Source organism: Pseudomonas sp. GW821-FHT10C09 (genome assembly GCF_059415465.1).
Genome location: NZ_JBWKNG010000004.1, coordinates 183404 through 205001, shown reverse-complemented (window position 1 = coordinate 205001; position 21598 = coordinate 183404). Strand labels below are relative to the sequence as shown.

17 protein-coding genes are annotated in these 21598 nt (G+C 58.4%); 14 read left to right on the top strand and 3 right to left on the bottom strand.

The annotated features are described in order from the left end of the window. Window positions 1-254: 254 nt before the first annotated feature. Entirely contained in the window at window positions 255-1172 is a 918-nt protein-coding gene (locus AC07N8_RS05415) for a LysR family transcriptional regulator (RefSeq protein ID WP_059182990.1), read from the bottom strand. Between the two features lie 267 nt (window positions 1173-1439). Here AC07N8_RS05415 and AC07N8_RS05410 point away from each other — a divergent pair, with 267 nt between their 5' ends. From AC07N8_RS05410 to pgm, 4 genes are all read left to right on the top strand, one after another. After that, entirely contained in the window at window positions 1440-2462 is a 1023-nt protein-coding gene (locus AC07N8_RS05410; RefSeq protein ID WP_493141652.1) for a zinc-dependent alcohol dehydrogenase family protein, read from the top strand. Window positions 2463-3019: 557 nt separating this feature from the next. After that, window positions 3020-4480: a hypothetical protein gene (locus AC07N8_RS05405; protein WP_483842021.1), complete on the top strand. Its 1461-nt coding sequence runs from the start codon at window positions 3020-3022 to the stop codon at window positions 4478-4480. Window positions 4481-4547: 67 nt separating this feature from the next. Further along, window positions 4548-5948: an aminotransferase-like domain-containing protein gene (locus tag AC07N8_RS05400; protein WP_483842020.1), complete on the top strand. Its 1401-nt coding sequence runs from the start codon at window positions 4548-4550 to the stop codon at window positions 5946-5948. Window positions 5949-6058: 110 nt separating this feature from the next. Next, window positions 6059-7705, top strand: coding sequence for a phosphoglucomutase (alpha-D-glucose-1,6-bisphosphate-dependent) (gene pgm / locus AC07N8_RS05395; RefSeq protein WP_483842019.1), 1647 nt, complete (start codon window positions 6059-6061; stop codon window positions 7703-7705). 63 nt (window positions 7706-7768) lie between these two features. On the opposite strand, the gene AC07N8_RS05390 is transcribed toward pgm, so the two are convergent. Then, window positions 7769-8464, bottom strand: a complete 696-nt coding sequence (locus AC07N8_RS05390) for a pirin family protein (protein ID WP_493141655.1) — start codon at window positions 8462-8464, stop codon at window positions 7769-7771. Between the two features lie 234 nt (window positions 8465-8698). Here AC07N8_RS05390 and AC07N8_RS05385 point away from each other — a divergent pair, with 234 nt between their 5' ends. Further along, window positions 8699-11173: a UvrD-helicase domain-containing protein gene (locus AC07N8_RS05385; protein ID WP_493141657.1), complete on the top strand. Its 2475-nt coding sequence runs from the start codon at window positions 8699-8701 to the stop codon at window positions 11171-11173. 61 nt (window positions 11174-11234) lie between these two features. On the opposite strand, the gene AC07N8_RS05380 is transcribed toward AC07N8_RS05385, so the two are convergent. Further along, window positions 11235-11510 carry a DUF1652 domain-containing protein gene (locus tag AC07N8_RS05380; RefSeq protein WP_483842016.1) on the bottom strand — a complete coding sequence of 92 codons (276 nt, stop codon included), beginning with the start codon at window positions 11508-11510 and terminating at the stop codon, window positions 11235-11237. A gap of 264 nt (window positions 11511-11774) precedes the next feature. On the opposite strand from AC07N8_RS05380, the gene AC07N8_RS05375 reads away from it, so the two are divergent. The 9 genes from AC07N8_RS05375 (at window position 11775) to AC07N8_RS05335 (ending at window position 21596) form a co-directional block, all read left to right on the top strand. Then, window positions 11775-12590, top strand: coding sequence for a helix-turn-helix domain-containing protein (locus AC07N8_RS05375; RefSeq protein ID WP_493141660.1), 816 nt, complete (start codon window positions 11775-11777; stop codon window positions 12588-12590). Window positions 12591-12640: 50 nt separating this feature from the next. Continuing rightward, complete coding sequence (locus AC07N8_RS05370) at window positions 12641-14047, top strand: NAD(P)/FAD-dependent oxidoreductase (protein WP_493141662.1); 1407 nt, start codon at window positions 12641-12643, stop codon at window positions 14045-14047. Between the two features lie 30 nt (window positions 14048-14077). Continuing rightward, window positions 14078-14419 carry a cupin domain-containing protein gene (locus AC07N8_RS05365; protein ID WP_483842013.1) on the top strand — a complete coding sequence of 114 codons (342 nt, stop codon included), beginning with the start codon at window positions 14078-14080 and terminating at the stop codon, window positions 14417-14419. A 47-nt stretch (window positions 14420-14466) separates the two neighbouring features. Beyond that, on the top strand, window positions 14467-15552 hold the full coding sequence (locus AC07N8_RS05360; RefSeq protein ID WP_483842012.1) for a polyamine ABC transporter substrate-binding protein: 1086 nt from the start codon (window positions 14467-14469) through the stop codon (window positions 15550-15552). A 103-nt stretch (window positions 15553-15655) separates the two neighbouring features. Next, on the top strand, window positions 15656-15907 hold the full coding sequence (locus tag AC07N8_RS05355; RefSeq protein ID WP_483842011.1) for a hypothetical protein: 252 nt from the start codon (window positions 15656-15658) through the stop codon (window positions 15905-15907). A 404-nt stretch (window positions 15908-16311) separates the two neighbouring features. Further along, window positions 16312-17742: a serralysin family metalloprotease gene (locus tag AC07N8_RS05350; RefSeq protein WP_493141664.1), complete on the top strand. Its 1431-nt coding sequence runs from the start codon at window positions 16312-16314 to the stop codon at window positions 17740-17742. A gap of 98 nt (window positions 17743-17840) precedes the next feature. After that, a complete protein-coding gene (locus tag AC07N8_RS05345; protein WP_483842009.1) occupies window positions 17841-18263 on the top strand; it encodes an AprI/Inh family metalloprotease inhibitor in 423 nt (140 codons plus the stop codon). A gap of 211 nt (window positions 18264-18474) precedes the next feature. Then, entirely contained in the window at window positions 18475-20250 is a 1776-nt protein-coding gene (locus AC07N8_RS05340) for a type I secretion system permease/ATPase (protein WP_483842008.1), read from the top strand. Then, window positions 20247-21596: an HlyD family type I secretion periplasmic adaptor subunit gene (locus tag AC07N8_RS05335; protein ID WP_483842007.1), complete on the top strand. Its 1350-nt coding sequence runs from the start codon at window positions 20247-20249 to the stop codon at window positions 21594-21596. The genes AC07N8_RS05340 and AC07N8_RS05335 overlap by 4 nt, the downstream gene beginning before the upstream one ends. Window positions 21597-21598: the final 2 nt, after the last annotated feature.

The following is a 21598-nucleotide window of genomic DNA, read 5'->3' as shown; positions in this document are numbered from 1 at the left end:
TCACGAATCGAATGAAGCGAAGGTAACTATCATTCGGAATGATATGAGGCTCGGGCGAGCTCTCTAGCATGCACCTTTGGCTAAACAGTGATCAATTGAATTGATGACAATTCAGTGTTGCAGGGAATGCAAAGGACGGACTTGAAACTGTGTGATGGCTTTCGCGAGCAGGCTCGCTCCCACAGGGAAATGCATTCCAATGTGGGAGCGAGCCTGCTCGCGAAGAGGCCAGAAGCCTCAACTCAAACTCAGGATCAGGCGAGACTATCCGGATCGCCAAAGAACATCTGAATCCGCGACCGCAACCAGCGCTCACCCGGATCATTATCCTGCGACCCGCGCCAGGCCATGTGCAGTTCAAAACTGCGCACCGGCAGCGGCGGGTCTTCAGCCCGGACTCCGCCAGCCGCGGTCAACGCTTCGGCGGTGTAATCCGGCACAGTCGCCACAATGTCGGTCCCACTGATGAGCGTGCTCAACCCGTTGAACTGTGGCACCGCCAGCACGACATGCCGTTTGCGCCCGAGCTTTTCCAGTTCGTCATCTATAAAGCCGCTCAGGTCACCGGCGAACGACACCAATGCATGCGGCCGGGCACAGAAATCATCCAGGCTCAACGGCCCCGGCACGGTGTCGGCGCGCAATAGCTTCGGCATGCTGCGGCGCAGCACTTTGCGCTTGGCGTTGGCCGGCAGATCGGCGGTGTAGCTGACGCCGATGGAAATCTCGCCCGACGCCAGCAGGCTCGGCATGAGGATGTAGTTGGCGCGACGCACCACCAGCACGATCCCGGGCGATTCGGCACGCAGGCGCTTGAGCAGCATCGGCAGCAGGGCGAACTCGACATCGTCCGACAGGCCAATGCGGAATACCGCCGTGCTGGTGGCCGGATCGAATTCCGCCGCACGGCTGACGGCCGTGGAAATGGAGTCCAGCGCGGGAGAGAGCAGGGCAAAGATTTCAATCGCCCGGGCGGACGGCTCCATGCTGCGACCGGTGCGCACGAACAGCGGATCATCAAACAGCCCGCGCAGGCGTGAAAGCGCCGCACTGATGGCCGGCTGGCCGAGAAACAGCTTCTCTGCAGCGCGGGTCACGCTGCGTTCGTGCATCAATGTTTCGAAAACGATTAACAGGTTCAGGTCGACACGACGCAGGTCATTACGATTCATCTGGAGTCCTGGCAGAGTCATCAAGCTTGACGAGAGCGGCCATATGAGAACAATGGCCGGCATGAATCTTACGGGGAAAGGCTGCTACTCTGCACCGTGTAATTCAGTTTTCCTTAAAGGCCGCTTCGATTTTCACGACATTTGATGATGTCGCCGGTGCTGCGGAATCAATGACAGGCATGTCGACTATTAATAGCCACTGATAGTCTTGGGTAGAAAGCCCAGATAGAGTTCATGGCATTAGAGGTTACTTTGACGAGGTTTGCGATGTCCCGCACGATCCGTTTTCACAAGTTTGGTCCAGCCGAGGTGCTCAAATGCGAAGAGCATGCGGCCGCACTTCCTGCTCCGGGCGAAGTGCAGGTACGCGTCGAGGCGATTGGCATCAGCTGGTATGACACGCTTTGGCGCCAGAACCTGGCGTCGTCTCACGCTCGTCTGCCTGCCGGCCTTGGCCAGGAAATGTCCGGCGTCGTGACGGCGCTCGGCGAGGGTGTCGATGACCTGGCAGTCGGTGACAAGGTCGCCAGCTTCCCGTCCCAAAGCCCGAACGACTATCCCGTGTACGGCGAGCAGATTGTTCTGCCGCGCTCGGCACTGACCCGGTATCCAGACGTGCTGAATCCGATCGAAGCGGCCGTGCATTACACGCCGTTGTTGATCGCTTACTTTGCTTATGTCGATCTGGCACGGATCAAACCCGGGCAGTTCGTACTGGTGACTGACGCCAGCCATTGTGCCGGACCTTCGTTCGTACAACTGGGCAAAGCCTTGGGTGTACGTGTGATTGCCGCCACCAAAACGGCGGAAGAACGCGACAACCTGTTGGCACTGGGTGCCGAGAAAGTCATCGTCACCGAAGAAGAAGATCTGCTGATGCGGATCAACAAAATCACCGATAACCGCGGTGTGGATGTGGTGTTCGACGGGTTGGGCGGGCCACAGATGTCACTGCTGGGCGATGTGCTCGCGCCACGTGGCAGCCTGGTGTTGTACGGCCTGCAAGGCGGCAACCAGACGCCGTTCCCGGCGTGTGCAGCGTTCCAGAAGAACATTCAGTTCTTTGTGCACTGTATCGGCAACTTCACCGGCAAGCCGGAATTGGGCATCATCCAGGACGAGGTCGCATTGCAACGTGCGTTGCGTGACATCAACCAGATGACCGCTGACCGCGTCCTGCTGCCGCTCAAGACTCGGGTCTTCCCGTTTTCCGAGTTTGTCGAAGCACACCGCTACATGGACGAATGCCCATGCCGCGAACGGGTGGCCCTCCAGGTCGAACCTGCGTAAAACGCCCCAAAAAAGTCCGTGCCTGCACGGACTTTTTCGTTTTCCCTCCGAAAATATGAGGCTCCCGTCAATTCGTGACGGGTCAGTTCAGCAACTGAACTGGTTTTTGCCCTCAATCTGTATCTTCTAATCATCATATAAGCCCCGATAATTGAATGATTACTTTCATCTCAAGGAATGAGCTATGGCCAGGTATCGGGCAGATACTTTTCAATGCGCTCCAGCAATACCAACTCAACAATTAATGAGTTATCGGTCAGTTGCCGAAAAAACACAGGTAACTTCTTTCTTTATTTGTCGTGCTACTTGTCTGTGGGACGCTGTCAGATATTTCCTAGGACGCCTCGAGCCAGCGCCAGGCGCCCGCGCTGCTTGGGCTGGCGGGCCATGGCTGACAGAAGGATTAACGGTCAGTTCGAATCATTTCAAATAATGACTAAAAACTAAGTGTTAGCATTTGATATCAGGCACAACACTTTCATCATGACAGCAACCGATTGCGCAATGCATAGCGTTGTTTGCGTGACATCGAACCTATGAGTAACAGGTAAACAATGATGACCAATACCCATGATCAGGCAATGAACTATGTTTATCAGCAAGTACTGCAGCGACTACTGAGTTTCTTTTCACGAGCCGAGCGAACGGCGTTGCAGCTGATGATTCAGCGCGTGGTGGTCGCCGCCGGGGGCATGGAACGTATTGGCGAGTTCAAGGTGCTGACGATCCAGTCCGGGACCCGCGACAGTTGTTACACCCTTGCGCTGCTGCGTGCCGCGCAGTTGAGCATTGCCGGCCGGGCGCCGGCGACATTCCAGCTGCGGGTGGCGACCTTGCGCTCGAACGGCGCCTCTTCGGCGGCGCTTGAAAACATCCATCGCAGCTGCAGTGCGTTATTTCTCTATGATGATCCTCGGGTTGAGGTACTGATGGTCGATAACCGCGAGGTCTTGCCGTTCAATCATGCGGCGGCGGTCTCTGAAGCCGGTCACGAGTCAAATCGCCTGAACCTGTTGATGGTCGGCCACCGCCGAACCTGGGACGACCCCCTCGACCTGTGGGATGACGGCTACCTGACATCCGGCGAATTCCATGGCCAGATTGCCCGTTGGGACCGCGGCGTCGATGCCTTGCTCAGCAGCGATTCACCACGCCAGCAAAAACAGTTCATGGATGGATTGAACCGTGCAGCGGTCAAGGCCGGTTTCACCCTGCCGGATCAGCCTCAAACCGGCTATGAGCAGCTCTTCGCGCGGCTCGATGAACTGGGCAGCGATTGCTTTCGTGAGTTTTATGTCGGTCATGAACAGCCGGCGTGGCGTCCCGCAGAACGTTTTGAGGCGTGTCGCCGCGCGACATTCATCGACATTCACGACATGCTGGTGAGCAACCTGGAGGAGCGCTGGCCGCTGCTCACGGAGTTCCTCAAGTTTCAACCGGATGGGTGGGCGCCCCAGCTCAGCGATAACGAATACGTGAGCCCGGCGATTTGCGCCCACCTGCGGGGGTTGCAAGCCAGCTTCGTACAGGGTCGGACCTATGAAGCCGGCATTGCCGATTACCTGCAGCGGGTTTTGGTGATGATGCGCCGCAAGCAACTCCCGGAGCATGTGTGCGAGTTGGCGTTGCAGACGTTCGGCGCTCCGGCAACCCCGTCAGACCAACGCGAACTGGCGGCAGCCGAGGCGCAAAAGAAACTCGGCCTGAACGAAGCTCAACTGGTGTGCTTGCTGTTCGCGCCCTTTGTCGAGAACGGCGCATCGCTTGAACGTTTTCTGCGCCAGTGCCATCCCGGGATGCTCGTGGCGCTACCCGAACTGCATCGCGCAATGCAGGGCAAGCCTGCGCCCGAACAGGTGTTGCAATGGATGGTCGACGTCAGCGGATTGCCTGTCAGCCTGATCGGTACGCTGTATCGCATGGGGCCGGTGGCCGGCGGCGTGACAATGGACGCGGGGCTGCAAGCCAATGCAATGGCCATTGACGCCGTGACGGGCGAACGGTCAATGGGGCGTTGAAAGTGCGTCGTTTTATAACGCCCACCCGAATGCATCGGGCTGCGCCCAGCGTGTCCGGTCCTTGCCCATGAAAGGCCCCCGGGAAACCGACTTCGCTTATCAGGCGGTGTACCGCTACCTGACCCATCTGATCAGCGAACCGGTCAGCGACACCCGCGTGCGACTCCCTTCGTTACGGCAGTTGGCGGAGCGCCTGAGCGTGTCGATCTCGACGATTCAGTACGCGTATTCGCTTCTGGAAAAAGAAGGGCGCGTCTATTCGGTGGCCAAATCCGGTTATTACGCATTGCCCGTGTCGTTTATACGGCCAGCGTGCATCGGCAATGACTTGCTGGAGACGGTCTATGTGAACGCCAGGCGTCCGGGAATGCTGGTGTTGAGCGCCGATGAGCCCGCGCTGCTGCAGCCGTTGGACAGCCCACTGTTGCTGCTTGAAAGAGAACTGTTGCGCCAGTATCCGCGCCAGCCGCAACCGGCGTCTCAACCCTGTGGCGAAAGGGAGCTGCGCGCAGCCCTGGCGGCTCGCTATACCTCATCCCCGGCACGCTGTTGGCATGCCGACGACGTCTACATTGGCGCCGACCTGCGTGGCGTGCTGGAAATATTGATCGCGGTGCTTTGCCTCAAAGACGCCGTGGTCGTGGTGGAGTCGCCCTGCGACTGGACTATTTTGCGGTTGTTTCAGGATAGCGACGTGCAGGTCATCGAGTTGTCTTTGCAAGCGGATGGCGGCCTGGACCTCGACCATCTGCAAGCGCTGCTGGAAACCGAACCCGTGAGGCTGGTGATGCTGTCATCCGGCCTGAACATGCCGCGCGGCAGTGTGGCCGGTGCAAGCAACAGGCTTTCAACCGCGCAGTTGCTGGCACGGCACGGCTGTTGGGTGCTGGAGAACGACTGTTACGGCGAACTCGAATTTGAACCCGATGGCCCACGGTTCCGCGATTTGCTGGACCCGGACCGGCTGATCGTATTTTCCACATTCGAGAAGGTCATCGGGCCTGAAGCGCCTTACGGCTACCTGCTTTCACGGCAACTGCGGGGCGAACTTCAGCGGCACTTTCTGCTGCGCTCGTTCCGGTTGTCGCCGATCCGCCAGAAAGCCATCGCACGCCTGTACAACAATGGGCGCATCGATCAGCACTTGTTGGTGCTGCGCCGGCTGCTCAAGGAGCGCAAAGTGCAGATGACCCAATTGCTGGAGGAGCGACTGGCAGACGCGTTGCACTTCGTCGATCCCCAGGGCGGCGCAACGGTCTGGGTGCGCTCGTTGCGTCCGGTCAATGTACGCGGCGTGTTCCACCGTCTGCTAAAGCAGCAGGTGGTGGTGGCACCCGGGGAATTATTCAGCTTGCGCGGGCTGCATGCGCAACATTTGCGGCTGAGCCATACCTTCGGTGGCGAGCATGACCTCGGCGGTGCACTGGGCTTGCTGGGGGATGCCTTGCGTCTGGAAGCGATCGATTGAGAGACGCGGGACAACATCCTCGGCCCTCATGGATCTATAACATCGCGTTGCGGTCGAACTGCCAGTAAACTGCCTTCAATTCCTGAACCACTCAATTTCAGAGGTTTTGCATGACACTCAGTCCTTTTGCGGGCAAACCGGCACCGGCAGAATTGTTGGTCGATATCCCGCGACTGGTAACGGCCTATTACACTGGCCAGCCTGACGCCGCCATCTCAACCCAGCGTGTAGCCTTTGGCACTTCCGGTCACCGGGGCAGCTCGTTCGACCTGAGTTTCAACGAGTGGCACGTCCTGGCGATCAGCCAGGCGATCTGCCTGTACCGAGAAGCCCAAGGCATTGACGGACCGCTGTTCGTCGGGATCGACACTCACGCCTTGTCTACGCCAGCGGGTGCCAGCGCCCTGGAAGTGTTGGCTGCCAACGGCGTCACCGTGATGATTGCCGAAGGGGACGAATACACGCCGACCCCGGCCATTTCCCACGCGATCCTTTGCTACAACCGTGGCCGTACTTCCGGTCTGGCGGACGGTATCGTCATCACGCCGTCGCACAACCCGCCGCAAAGCGGTGGTTACAAGTACAACCCTACCAACGGTGGTCCGGCCGATACCCACATCACCAAGTGGATCGAAGCCAAGGCCAACGAATTGCTGGCCGCCAAACTCGCTGGCGTCAAACGCATCAGCTATGAGCAGGCGCTGAAAGCCAGCACGACCCATCGTCACGATTACCTCAACACCTACGTGGCCGATTTGATCAACGTGATCGACTTCGACGCCATCCGTGATGCCAAGCTGCGTCTGGGCGTTGATCCATTGGGCGGAGCAGGGGTGCGCTACTGGTCGGCGATTGCCGAGCATTACCGTCTGGACCTCGACGTGGTCAACACACAGGTCGATCCGACCTTCCGCTTCATGACCGTCGACTGGGACGGTCAGATCCGCATGGACCCATCGTCCACCCACGCGATGCAAGGCTTGATCGGTCTGAAAGATCGCTACGACGTTGCGTTTGGCTGCGACCCGGATCACGACCGCCACGGCATCGTTACGCCGTCCGGTGGTTTGTTGGCACCTAACAACTACCTCGCGGTATCGATCGATTACCTGTTTCAGAACCGTCCGCAATGGCGCGCCGACGCTGCCGTGGGCAAAACCGTGGTCAGCAGCGGCTTGATTGATCGCGTGGCCAAGCGTCTGGGCCGTCGTTTGTATGAAGTGCCGGTGGGTTTCAAATGGTTTGCCGACGGCTTGTTCGACGGTTCCCTGGGCTTTGGCGGTGAAGAAAGCGCCGGTGCCTCGTTCCTGCGCAAGGACGGCGGCGTCTGGAGCACTGACAAGGATGGCTTGATCCCGGCATTGTTGGCCGCAGAAATGACCGCTCGCACCGGCCGCGATCCAAGCCAGGCCTATCGCGCGTTGACCGATGAACTCGGCGAGCCGTTCTCGGTGCGTGTGGATGCCAAGGCCAACCCTGAGCAGAAAGCCTTGCTGAGCAAGCTGTCGCCGGATCAGGTCACCTCGACTCAACTGGCGGGCGAAGCAATCCAGAGCATCCTCAGCCATGCGCCGGGCAATGACCAGGCGATTGGCGGCTTGAAGGTCATGACCGAAAATGGCTGGTTCGCGGCACGTCCGTCGGGCACTGAAGACATCTACAAGATCTACGCTGAAAGCTTTGTGAGCGATGACCACCTCAAGCAGTTGGTGGCCGAAGCTCAAACGCTGGTGGATGGCGCAATCGCCGCCAAGTAATCCAGGCAGTAAAAAGGGGCGACCATTATGGTCGCCCCTTTTTTTGCCCGGTGTTTTACCGAATCACGCGAGATCAACCAGGACGATTTCGCTGTCCTCGATCGCCGTCACTCGCAACACCTGCTCATCGGCCACCGCAACTCCGTCTCGAGCTTGTGCGCGTAAGCCATTGACTTCAATCACACCCGTGGCCGGAACCAGGTAGGCGCGACGACCGCTGTCCAGAGGATACTCGGCAGTTTCGCCGGCCTTCAGGTTCGCCGCCACCAACCGCGCATCAGCACGGATGCGCAGGCTCTGATCATCGCCGGACTTGCCGCTGGCCAACGTCACGAAGCCTTCACGATCGCCTTTGGGGAACGGTTTGGCGCCCCAGGACGGAGCAAGTCCGGATTCGTTGGGGATGATCCAGATCTGGAAGATCTTGGTCGGCGTCGCTTCCAGGTTGTACTCGCTGTGGGCGATGCCGGTGCCGGCACTCATGACCTGAACGTCGCCAGCTTCGGTGCGGCCCTTGTTGCCCAGGTTGTCTTCGTGAGTAATCGCGCCTTCACGGACGTAGGTAATGATTTCCATGTCCCGGTGCGGGTGTTTTGGAAACCCGGTGCCGGAAGCAATCACGTCATCGTTCCAGACCCGCAGATTGCCCCAGTTCATGCGCTTGGGGTCATGGTACTCGGCGAACGAAAAGTGGTGATGAGCATCCAACCAGCCATGATGGGCGCCGCCCAGGGAGTTGAAGGGTCTGAGTTCGAGCATGATCGTCTCCTGAAAGGGGTTAATGGCGAGCATCATCTATCAGGCACTGATCGATAAAAAGCGTAAAAAATGCTGCATTACCATCGAAATGCTCGATGTTATATAACCTCGAAACGTTCTTATCCAGCCTTCACTTCATCGCATAAGCCAATGACCTGTAAGCATTTCACTAGAACTCATGGGCAAATGCAGACACCATAGCCGCAACAGCCTCACACCCTGGAGTCAGCCCGCGTGCCGCAACACACCCCCGATCTTCCGCCCGAACTTCGTCCCCTGGCCGAGATGCCGTTACTCAAGCGCCTGGCCGCCCGGTTCTTCGGTCATGGCTTGACCCGACTGCGTGCGCAACACCGAGCTTCCTGGCTGCACGGGCAAGCCGACGGTTTTCGCAGCGGTCACAGCGCGGGGTTTGAGTACGGCTTTAAGGAAGGCAAGGACGAAGGGCTGGAGCAAGGCCGGCAAGTGCTGCTGATCCGTGATTCGCGATCGACCGAGCATCGGCCGCCCAATGTCGATGACAATCTGTTTGACGATTGGCGCCTGCCATTGAGCGCTGAACTGAAGAAGCGCATGAAGGCCGATGTGGCCCGGCTGCTGCCACCCCATGCCCAGCCAAGCGTTGCGCAGTGGAAGATGATCTTCAGCGACACGCCGTCGACGTCGGTGATTGCCGGGGCGGGCGCCGGCAAGTCGACTACGCTGGTGCTGCGTATCCTGTTGCTGACCCACTATCTGGGCTTCGAACTGGATTCGATGACCGTCGTGACCTTTACCCGCGAATCACGCAAGGACTTCATTAACAAGCTGATCGAACTGTTCGCCGTGTGGGGCCGGCCGCTGAGCCTCAAGGATGCGCGTGATCTGGTGCGCACCTTCCACTCACGAATTCTGCCGATGGTTCGCAGCCTTCCGGGGTTCGAGCGCCTGCAGGCTTTCGAAAACCTCAGCAACCGCGTACAAAACGCCGACGAAGACGTCGACAGCAATCCGTTCGACCTGCGAATCAATGACGCTCAGCGCCAGCAGCTCAACGCCTGTTATCACCAACTGCATACCCGCGATGAACGCTTTCGCGAGCTGATCAAGCCATTGTCCCGGCATGCCTTGCAGCTCAAGGAGCTGGAGCGCGACCATCCCGATGTACAAAAACGCGTGGCGGTGACCGAGCTGGCTGCCAAGCGCGATGAAGAACTCTGCGACGCCATTGAAGACCTGTGGTTTCGCGCGGGTGCCTGGCCGATCAAGGGCATCGAACCCAACCGGCAATCCTTCGATATCAACGGTGCGAGGTTCCATTGCCACGGCTACATCCCAAGCCTCGATGCGTGGGTCGTACTGGGGTTTGATCCGCGGGAAAACCCGCAGGTCTGCCGTCCGAATGCGAAGCTGAGCGTGCGGGCGGAATGGGCGGTAAAGCGCACCCTGTTTCAAGCTTTCTGTCGTAAGCCATTGATATGGCTGGATAGTTACGAGTCGTCAAAGCGCGTTTTGGCTTCGCTGGCAGGTGATGCCAGCGCCGGGCCGGGCTTTGATTACAAGGTCAAAGGTGAACTGGCTTCCGCGCCGTTGCTCGACTGTTTTGTCGCAGCAGCCGGATTTATAGAAAACCTCGGCCTGGATGTTCCGGACGCCGTTGGCCAGATGAGTTTCGCCAAGGACGACCCCGACCGGTTCTTCTTCGAAGCCTTGAGCCTTTTCTGGCGAGCGCTGGAAGATCATCTGCTCGATCAGAAACCACCGGTGATGACCTACAACCGGATGTTCGCCTTGTTCAGCGAGCACTCCCCGGAAAACCTCAAGCTGCTCAGCGATGAACTGCTGCGGCCACTTTCACACCTGATGATCGACGAATTTCAGGACGTGTCGCCACAAATCGTCTCCTGGATTCGCGCCAGCCTGACCGAGATCCGCAGTCGAGGCCCGGCGATGCACGTTGGGCGAGGGGCGCAACGCTCATCTCTGCTGTGTGTGGGGGATGACTGGCAGTCCATTTACGGCTGGCGCGGCAGTTCGCCGTCGTACTTCATGGAATTCAACAAGGAGTTCCCGTCGCCAAGCGCCACCAAAGTGATGCTCAGCGACAACTATCGCAGTCATCAGCACATCATCGACGCCGCCGAGCATATCGTCCGCGCGGCTCCGGCCATTGCCGGCAAGAAAGCCAAAGCCAGCGGCGAGCCTAAAACGCTGTTGCCGGTGAACGTTCTGGACCGGGACGATCAGGGCATGGCCCAGCGTCTGATGGAGCATTACCGAAAGGGTGATTCAATCTTGATGCTTTATCGAAAAAGCAGCGATAAGTTATTGATTGAACAGCATATTCAGCCTGTAGTTAATGTTGATTCGAGCTTGCCTTATGAAGCGCGACGACTGAAACAACTGACCTATCACAGCGCTAAAGGCTTGCAGGCTGACGCGGTGTTCCTGCTCGGCGATTGTCAGCATCTGACCAGCTCACCGTACAAGAACCAGGTGTACCGGATGGCGAGACTCGGCAAGGCCGGGGACAGCGAGCCCTATGACAGCGCGCAAAAGGACGAGATCCTGCGATTGGCTTACGTCGGCATTACCCGGGCGGTCAGTCATTGCTACTGGTATGTCGACGGTCAGGATAAATCGGCGGCGAACATGCCCAAGGCGTCAGACCGGATCGGCAGCGACAAAGCGTTTTTCGCCGATCATCGGGCCGGGCAGAAACTGGCGTAACCCTGTTCAACGCTCACTAAAAAGCCCACATCAAGTGGGCTTTTTAGTGGGTGACCAGCCTTCAGGCATAGCTTCTGAGGGCCTCAGGTGGAACGAATGCCTCAAGTTCATCCTCGACGGCTTCAATGATTCGCTCGACATCCGCCGCATTCATGACGGTTGCACAAGGGATACCGGCAATGGCAATCATGGTCTCGCCACTGGCGCGATCAAACAGCCGGGCGATCATGCTGCCCGGTGCGTCCATGCTCGCCTCAAATCCCATGGGATGAAAATGCCAGCGCATCAGCTGGCAGGCGTTTGGAAACGTGACTTTGCTGAAAGACCCTTTATTCATATGTTGCCCGCCTTCTTCATCGAGCGCTTCCTTTAGCTCATGTTAGGAGGGAAGAGCCTTCAATGGCTCAACCGGTGACTGCCTTTAAAAGTAGCATCGGTATGTGAAAACCATGTGATTTTTTTCAGGCCGTTGGGCGGTTAGTCGGGTTTTCATGATCGAGGTCATGTCCTCGCACGCACGGGGGCTTGCCGGGCCAGTATTTCAGCCATTGAACCCGCTGCAGAACTTCGGCAAGCTCGGTGTTTTCCCGTCGAGACCTTTATGCACCCCGATGATGATGGGCCGCAGCAAACCCGGGCCACGGGCGAGACGGTCATGCGCTACCACTTGTGCTGGAAGCACCGCGAGCTGGACGGTGTCATGGCGCTTTATCACCCTGACATCCAGTACCACGATTTCTTCCAGAACCGCGTGATGGGGCTCGACGAGCTGCGCGAGTACGTGCGCGTCAGCATGCCGCGCAACCCAGACGAAGCGCTGGAACACTCGGACCGTATTCGCCTGGACGGCAATACCGCGTTTATCCAGTACCGAATGACGTTGCGTGGCGGCGAAGGGTTGGTGTCCTTCCACACCAGCGAGGCGATCACGGTTCGTGACGGGTTGATCTGGCGGGTCAATGAATACGCCACGCTGGTCCATGAGCAACCGTCCAGTACCGCGACTAAAACCCTGCGCCCAGCCGTCAGTCGACTCGGGCTGTCCCCGCGCCAGTTGAGTTTCATGGCCGACGACTTGCAGCAGTATTTTCAGCGTCAGCAGCCGTATCTGGACCCCGAACTCGACCTGCAACGGGTGGCGAAGGAGTGCGGTTACAGTCGCAATCAAATTTCCTATCTGTTGAATCAAGTGCTGGGCCAGAGTTTCTATCGCTACGTGAACCAGGCGCGCCTGCAACATCTGCTCGGCACGCTGGACACCGCGACGCCACCGCTGCGTATCGACGAACTGGCGTTTGCCGCGGGATTCAATTCGCTGTCGGCGTTTTACAACTGTTTTCGCCAGCACACCGGCCTGTCGCCCAAGGCCTATGCCAAACAAATTTCCTTGCGTGCCCGCGCGCAAGACAGCCGCTGAGTCCACGCACTAGGATCGACGCCATCGAAGTTTGAGTGGCGGAGTCTTGCATGTCGGCGTGGCGCACTATCAGTTTATGGATGGATCAACTCGACGAGCCGTTAGCGGCGCGTGCGGCGCTGGAACACGATCTGGACGTCGACGTGGCCATCATCGGTGCCGGGTATACCGGGCTTTGGACCGCGTATTACCTCAAGCGCCAGGCGCCCGGCCTGAACATTGCCATTGTCGAAGCGCAAACCGCCGGTTTTGGTGCCTCGGGTCGTAACGGCGGCTGGTTGATGGGCAATATCCTCGGTGAGGACCGTCTACTCGCTGGCCTGTCCCCCGAACAACGTCGAGCTTCATTCGACCTGCTGCACAGCATCCCTGATGAAGTAGAACTTGTCATCGAACGTGAAGGCATCGCCTGCGATTACCGCAAAGGCGGGGTGCTTTACTGCGCCGCTCGCTATCCCGAGCAGGAAGCCAGCCTGCGGCGCTATCTGGACGATCTCTACCATCAGGGCCTGACTGAAAGTGACTACCGCTGGCTCAGCCCCGAACAACTGGCGCAACAGATCAGAGTTGCGAAGCCTTATGGCGGTATCTATGCACCGCACGTCGCGACCATTCACCCGGCAAAGTTGGTGCGAGGTTTGGCACGCACGGTGGAGAACATGGGGGTCAAGATCTATGAAAACAGCCCGGTCACGCAGTGGCAGTCGGGTAGTTTGCGTACAGCCAAGGCGTCGGTTCGCTGTCGCTGGATCGTCCCGGCGGTAGAAGGTTACGCAACGACGTTGCCGCCGCTGGGTCGCTATCAACTGCCGGTGCAAAGCCTGATCGTTGCTACCGAGCCGCTGTCCGCTGCGACCTGGGACGAAATCGGCCTGAATCGCGGCCAGGCCTTCAGCGAAAGCAGTCGTCAGGTGACCTACGGCCAGCGTACCGCCGACAACCGTTTGGTTTTCGGTGCGCGGGGCGGCTACCAGTTTGCCGGCAAGCTACGCCATGACTTCGACCTGACCACCAACGAAGTGGAGCTACGGCGCTATCTGTTCGGCGAGCTCTTCCCGCAGCTGAAGAATGTGCGGATCACCCACGCCTGGGGCGGCAACCTGGGCATGTCGCGACGCTTCAAGCCGCACATGCTCTGTGATCACACCAGCGGCATCGCCTTGTCCGGCGGTTATGGCGGGGAGGGTGTCGGGGCCAGCAACCTGGGTGGCAGAACCCTCGCCGATCTGATTCTCGAGCGCGATACCGAATTGGTCCACCAGCCATGGGTCATGCCGCAGGGCGGGCTCGACTCGCTCAAGGCCTGGGAGCCTGAACCCTGCCGTTGGCTCGGTTACAACGCGATCATTCGCAGCTTCGTCCACGAGGACCAGACCCTGGCCAACCCGGCCACCTCGCCTTGGCGCCGAAAACTGGCCAGCGGGGTCGCGGGGTTCATGGAAGGTTTCATGCATTAAACAGCGATTTATCCATCGACAGGTACGCCCATGAGCATCACGCAATTCAAGAACACCGTCACCCTGAAACTCGAAGAGTCCAACCCGGTGGCCGTGCCACTGGGAGCACCGGTGGCCGTGACCTCGACCACCAGCGTCGAACGCGACGATGGCGTCGAAACCGGTGTCTGGGAATGCACGCCCGGACGCTGGCGGCGGCAGATCGTCGCCCAGGAATTTTGCCACTTCATCCAGGGCCGCTGCACCTTCACCCCGGACGACGGTGAAACCCTCCACATAGAAGCCGGCGATGCACTGATGTTGCCGGCCAACAGCCTCGGCATCTGGGATATCCAGGAAACCGTGCGCAAGACCTACGTTTTGATTTTTTGATCTTCTGATTGCCTGCCAATAACAAAAGCCCCTACAGGAATCGACTCATGATCCGAAAGACTCTGACACTGGCGCCACTCGCACTCGTCGCAACCCTTGGCCACGCGGCCGAGACGGTCAAAATCTACAACTGGTCGGACTACATCGCCCCGGACACCACGAAAAATTTCCAGAAAGAAACCGGTATCGCCTTTACCTACGACGTCTACGACAGTAACGAAACCCTCGACGGCAAGTTGATGACTGGCAAATCCGGCTACGACGTGGTGTTCCCGTCCAACCACTTCATGGCGCGGCAGATTGAAGGGGGTGCGCTGAAGAAACTCGACAAGGCTCAATTGCCAAACTGGAAGAACCTCAACCCGGTGTTGCTCACGGCGTTGCAAGCCAACGATCCGGGCAACGAACATGGCTTTCCGTACCTGTGGGGCAGCACCGGCATCGGCTACAACATCGCCAAGGTCAAGGCCGTACTGGGCGACAACGCGCCCGTGGATTCCTGGGACCTGATCTTCAAACCAGAGAACATGCAAAAGCTGCAGAAGTGCGGCGTTGCCATCCTCGACAACGGCCCGGAATTGTTGCCCGCCGCTCTGAACTACCTGGGTCTGCCGCACCACAGTAAAAACCCGGAAGACTACAAAAAGGCCGAAGCGCTGCTGCTCAAGGTCCGGCCGTATGTCAGCTACTTCCATTCATCCAAGTACACCAGCGACCTGGCCAACGGTGATATCTGCGTGGCCGTCGGCTTCTCCGGCGACATCCTGCAAGCCGAGAACCGCGCCAAGGAAGCCAACAATGGCATCGACATCGGCTACTCGATTCCCAAGGAAGGCGCCGCGATCTGGTTCGACATGGTTGCCATGCCCGCCGACGCACCGGACGAGAAGGCCGGCTACGCCTTCATGAACTACCTGTTGCGCCCGGACGTCATGGCCGGTGTCAGCAACTACGTGCACTACGCCAACGGCAACCAACAGGCCGACAGCCTGGTCGACCCAACGATCAAGAACGACACCAAGATTTATCCGAGCGCCGAGATGATGGGCAAACTGTTCGCGCTGGAAGCGATGCCACTGAACATTGACCGGGTGCGTACGCGGGTTTGGAACAAGATTCGGACGGGGAGTTGATCGCCCTTTGCTGACTCATACCTGTAATTTCTGACAGTAGATGACTGTCGGAGCAGATCGTAGAGTGAAGCCCGTAGGCATGGAGCCTGCAGGAGAGCACCCAATGAAAAAGTCAGCATTCAAAGCGTTTATCGAAGATGAAATTAACGTCGCAGCCGGAAAAATTATCGTAAAAGACACCACTTCCGATGACGTAGCGTTAGGGCGACTGAATGTGTTGCAGAGCCTTCGTCGTACGCTGGACAACAAGTCGACAGCCGAAGACGTCGGAACGTGGGGGGCTATCAACGATATTCTCCAGCAGTTGGGGGTGCTCGATAGCAGGGAGACGATTTTCTCCGGAATTGAAGCTTGACGGCTGATTTGCCGTGCAGTGGCGGGGAAGGCAAGCTTCCTCGTCACTGTTATTTGCGTTCACGCCTGGATTGATATCAATGCGCTGGCACTCATATTAATAAGTCCAATAAATTGAGACGCTGTAGACAAAAAACAAACTTACCCCTATTTAATATTTAAATATCAAATCGTCAGACAATTTGCGCAAACGCACATACGCAAAAACAAACTTTCGACACCTCAGGCATTGTTTCCGGGCATTTGCTGGAACAGCACAATTTGACGTCAAAAAAACACTAGACGTTTCATTTCGAATTGTGTCAGTTTTCTTTCGCCTTCATTGGGCGAGTGATAGGACGATCTCGCCAGAGATTGTCGTTATCTGACAAAAACTGTTCCATAGCTAAACAAGGAAGTGTGTTTATGTCGAAAGTAGAAAAAAGCGCTATTGATCAAGCATTGGCTGCACCGAGTTCGGCCTACAGCCAGATCGACAGCTTCAGCCATCAATATGACCGCGGCGGCAATCTCACGGTCAATGGCAAACCTTCTTACTCCGTCGACCAGGCAGCGACCCAATTGCTGCGCGACGGTGCTGTCTACCAGGACAAGGACGGCAGCGGCAAAATCGAACTGACCTACACGTTCCTGACCTCGGCGTCGTCGAGCACCATGAACAAACACGGGATTACCGGCTTCAGTCAGTTCAGCACTCAGCAAAAAGCCCAAGCAGTGCTTGCCATGCAATCCTGGGCCGATGTTGCCAACGTCACCTTCACCGAGAAGTCCACGGGCGGCGACGGTCACATGACCTTCGGCAACTACAGCGGTGGCCAGGACGGTGCAGCGGCATTCGCTTATCTGCCGGGCACGGGCGCGGGTTACGACGGGACTTCCTGGTACCTGACCAACAGCAGCTACACGCCGAACAAGACCCCGGACCTGAACAACTACGGTCGTCAAACCCTGACCCATGAAATCGGCCACACTCTGGGCCTGGCCCATCCTGGCGACTACAACGCCGGTGAAGGCGCGCCGACTTACAACGACGCCACCTACGGGCAAGACACCCGCGGTTACAGCGTCATGAGCTACTGGAGTGAAAGCAATACCAACCAGAACTTCAGCAAGGGTGGTGTCGAAGCGTATTCGTCCGGCCCGCTGATGGACGACATTGCCGCCATCCAGAAACTCTACGGTGCCAACACCACCACACGTACCGGTGATACCACCTACGGCTTCAACTCCAACGCCGGTCGCGACTTCCTGAGCGCGTCTTCGTCGTCGGACAAGGTCGTGTTTTCGGTGTGGGATGCGGGCGGCAAGGACACCCTGGACTTCTCCGGCTTCATCCAGAACCAGAAGATCAACCTCAATGAGGCCTCGTTCTCCGATGTTGGCGGCCTGGTGGGCAACGTTTCCATTGCCAAGGGCGCGATCATCGAGAACGCGATCGGCGGTTCGGGCAACGACCTGCTGATCGGCAATGGCGTGTCCAACGAGCTGAAGGGCGGTGCCGGCAACGACATCCTCTACGGTGCCGGCGGTGCGGACAAACTGTGGGGCGGTGCCGGCTCGGACACGTTTGTGTTCGCCGCCAGCAGTGACTCCAAACCTGGTGTTGCCGATCAGATCCTCGACTTTGTCAGCGGCCTGGACAAGATCGACCTGACCGGCATCACCAAAGGCGCGGGCCTGCACTTCGTGAGTTCGTTCACCGGTACGGTCGGCGATGCCGTGTTGACCACTTCGGGCGGCAGCAGCCTGTTGTCGGTGGACTTCTCCGGGCATGGCGTGGCGGATTTCCTCGTCAGCACCGTAGGCCAGGCGGCGTTCTCGGACGTCGTAGCCTGATACAAGGCTGAAAAGGAGCGCGGTGCACGTTGCGCCGCGCTCTGTCCTTGCATCGATGCGCGCAGTGCGTAAGGCTACGCGCCGGAGTGAAACGCCCTATGGCCCCTGACGCCTTTACCTACAGAATGACCGCGTGGCTATTGGCGACGCTGATGATGTTTCTCGGAGATGTAGCCATGGCAAGCAGCCTGAAATTAGCCGACCCCTCAGAACTCGCCGGACAATGGCAAGCGACTTTGATGGCCAAAGAGGATGCGTCCGAGTCCCGCACTTTGCAGGACAAACCATCGAACGTTTGCCTGATTGACCTTCAACCCAATCAGACCCTGGGCGAGGGCGCCGAGTGCCTTGGGGCCTGGCTCCAAGCGTCGGCCATTGGCTGGTTCACAGAGCCGGACGGGATTGCGATCACCGGCAAGGAAGGCTCAAGAATTTTCTTTTTCAGCCGACAGCATGATGGGCTTTATCAAGGCAATTTGAAGTCAGGTCTGATCATCACGCTTGAGCGCGCTGCGCGTTAGAGCAAATAGTTGGCGGAACTGTGCAGATTTAAATATAGAGCCCGCTGTTGTAGTCATAAGTAGCAAAACAAAACGCCAACTCTTTATCGAGCATGGAAGTGGGTTGTTAATGTGTAAGCGATTGCCGATAAAGAATGTCTGGAACCGCGCGCACACAGTTAATTAAAGCCTCGCCAGATCAGGGCGGGGAATATCATCTCGGGAAAAATCAATGAAGATGGCTAAGGCCCCAGCCACCGCTCCGTTATTCAAAGCACTGGGCGACTATAAAAGTATCTTGATCAGCGTCGGTTGTTTTACCGCATTGATCAACGTACTGATGCTGGTCCCGTCGATTTATATGCTGCAAGTCTATGACCGTGTGTTGTCTTCGCAGAACGAAACGACCTTGGCCATGTTGTCGCTGATGGTGGTCGGCTTCTTTGCCTTCATCGGTTTGCTTGAGATCGTGCGCAGCTTCATCGTGATCCGTATCGGCAGCCAACTGGAACGACGCTTCAACCTGCGGGTGTATCAAGCCGCGTTCGAGCGCAACCTGCTCAAAGGCGAGGGCAATGCCGGGCAGTCCCTGGGGGACCTGACGCACATCCGCCAGTTTGTCACCGGCCCCGCGCTGTTTGCCTTCTTCGACGCGCCGTGGTTTCCGGTCTATCTGTTCGTGATCTATTTGTTCAACGTCTGGCTGGGTGTTTTCGCGACGGTGGGCGCTGTGGTCCTGATCGGCCTCGCGTTCCTCAACGAAACGATGACCAAAAAGCCCTTGGGCGAAGCCGCCGGTTTTTCCCAGAAGTCCAGCCAGTTGGCCACCAGCCACTTGCACAACGCCGAGACCATCCAGGCGATGGGCATGCTGGGTGTGTTGCGCAAACGCTGGTTTCAAGTGCATTCGCGCTTTCTCAGTTTGCAGAATCAGGCCAGCGACACCGGTGCAGTCATCAGTTCCGTGAGCAAGACCTTGCGTCTGTGCTTGCAATCCCTGGTCCTGGGACTGGGTGCGTTGCTGGTGATCAAGGGCGAGATGACTGCCGGGATGATGATCGCCGGTTCGATCCTGATGGGCCGCGTCCTGAGTCCCATCGATCAGCTGATAGCGGTCTGGAAACAGTGGAGCGGCGCAAAGCTGGCCTACCGTCGCCTGGATGCGTTGCTGCAAGCCTTTCCACCGACTGACGAAGCCATGGCGTTGCCGGCACCGAAAGGGCAGATCACTTTCGAACAAGTCAGCGCCGGCCCGCCTGGCCAACGCACTGCGACACTGCACATGGTCAACTTCAACCTCGGTGCAGGTGAGGTGATGGGCGTGCTCGGTGCCTCTGGCTCAGGCAAATCGACACTGGCCCGGGTACTCGTTGGCGTCTGGCCGACCCTCGGCGGCACGGTTCGGCTCGACGGCGCGGACATTCATCGCTGGAACCGCGACGACCTCGGGCCCTACATCGGGTATCTGCCGCAAGACATCGAATTGTTCAGCGGCAGCATCGCCGAAAACATCGCCCGGTTTCGCGAAACAGATCCGCAGAAAGTCGTCGAGGCTGCGCAACAGGCTGGCGTGCATGAACTGATCCTGCGCATGCCGCAAGGCTACGACACGGTGCTCGGCGAAGACGGCAGCGGCTTGTCCGGTGGCCAGAAACAACGCGTGGCATTGGCCCGTGCGTTGTACGGCAACCCGAGCCTGGTGGTGCTGGACGAACCCAACTCCAACCTCGACACCGTGGGCGAAGCCGCGCTGGCCAGTGCCATCGCGCACATGAAAGCCCAAGGCACCAGCGTGATCCTGGTCACCCATCGGTCTTCGGCCTTGGCCCAGGCCGATAAATTGCTGGTGCTCAACGAAGGGCGCTTGCAGGCCTTCGGCCCGAGCCAGGACGTGCTCAAGGCACTGTCCGGCGCTCAGGAACAACACCGTGAAAAAGCCGCGCAGGCACCGGGCGGGCTCAGCATGAGCCGGCAGTATCAGCCCACGACAAGGAATTCGGGTGTATGAGCAGCGCACGTATGAACTCTGAAAGCGAAGCCACGATGGAACACGATTACATCGCCGAACGCCCCGAACGCGATGCGCGATTCTTCGCGCGCATGGGCTGGATTCTGGCCATCGTCGGCGCCGGCAGTTTCTTCACCTGGGCCAGCCTCGCGCCGCTCGATCAAGGCATTCCGGTGCAAGGTACGGTCGTGGTGTCGGGTAAACGCAAAGCCGTGCAATCGATGAGCCCCGGCGTGGTCAGCCGGATTCTGGTCCGTGAGGGTCAAGTGGTGAAGCTCGGCCAGCCGCTGTTCCAGCTCGACCAGACTCAGGTCGCGGCCGACGTCGATTCGCTGCAGGCGCAGTACCGCATGGCCTGGGCCAGTGTCGCGCGCTGGGAAAGTGAACGGGACAACCTCAAACAAGTGAATTTCCCGGCCGAGTTGAGCAAGGATGCCGACCCGCGACTGGCGTTGGTGCTTGAAGGCCAGCGGCAATTGTTCAGTAGCCGTCGCGAGGCGTTCTTCCGCGAACAGGGCGGGCTGCGCGCCAACATGGAAGGCGCCAGCGCGCAATTGGCCGGCATGCGTCGTGCGCGCACCGACCTGACGGCCCAGGCCAACTCGTTGCAACAACAACTGAGCAACCTTCAGCCCTTGGCGGACAACGGCTACATTCCGCGCAACCGCTTGATGGAATACCAGCGTCAACTGTCGCAAGTGCAGCAGCAATTGGCCGAGAACACCGGCGAAAGTGGGCGGGTGGAGCAGGGCATCCTCGAAGCGAAGCTCAAGCTGCAACAGCACATCGAGGAATATCAAAAAGAGGTCCGTACCCAACTGGCCGACGCGCAACTCAAGAGCGTGACCCTCAAGGAACAACTGACTTCCGCCGGTTTCAACCTGCAACACAGTGAAATCGTCGCCACGGCTGATGGCATCGCGGTCAACCTCGGAGTGCATACCGAAGGCGCGGTGGTGCGCCAAGGCGATACTTTGCTGGAAATCGTGCCGCAGGGCACTCGCCTGGAAGTGGAAGGGCACCTGCCGATCAACCTGATCGACAAAGTCGGCACTCACTTGCCGGTGGACATCCTGTTCACCGCGTTCAACCAGAGCCGCACGCCGCGTGTGCCCGGCGAAGTCAGCCTGATTTCCGCCGACCAGATGGTCGACGAGAAAACCGGCGCTCCGTACTACGTGCTGCGCAGCAGCGTCAGCGATCAGGCCATGGAAAAGCTCAATGGCCTGGTGATCAAGCCGGGCATGCCGGCGGAAATGTTCGTGCGTACCGGTGAACGTTCACTCCTCAACTATTTGTTCAAACCGCTGCTCGACCGGGCAGGCTCCGCGTTGACCGAGGAATAAGG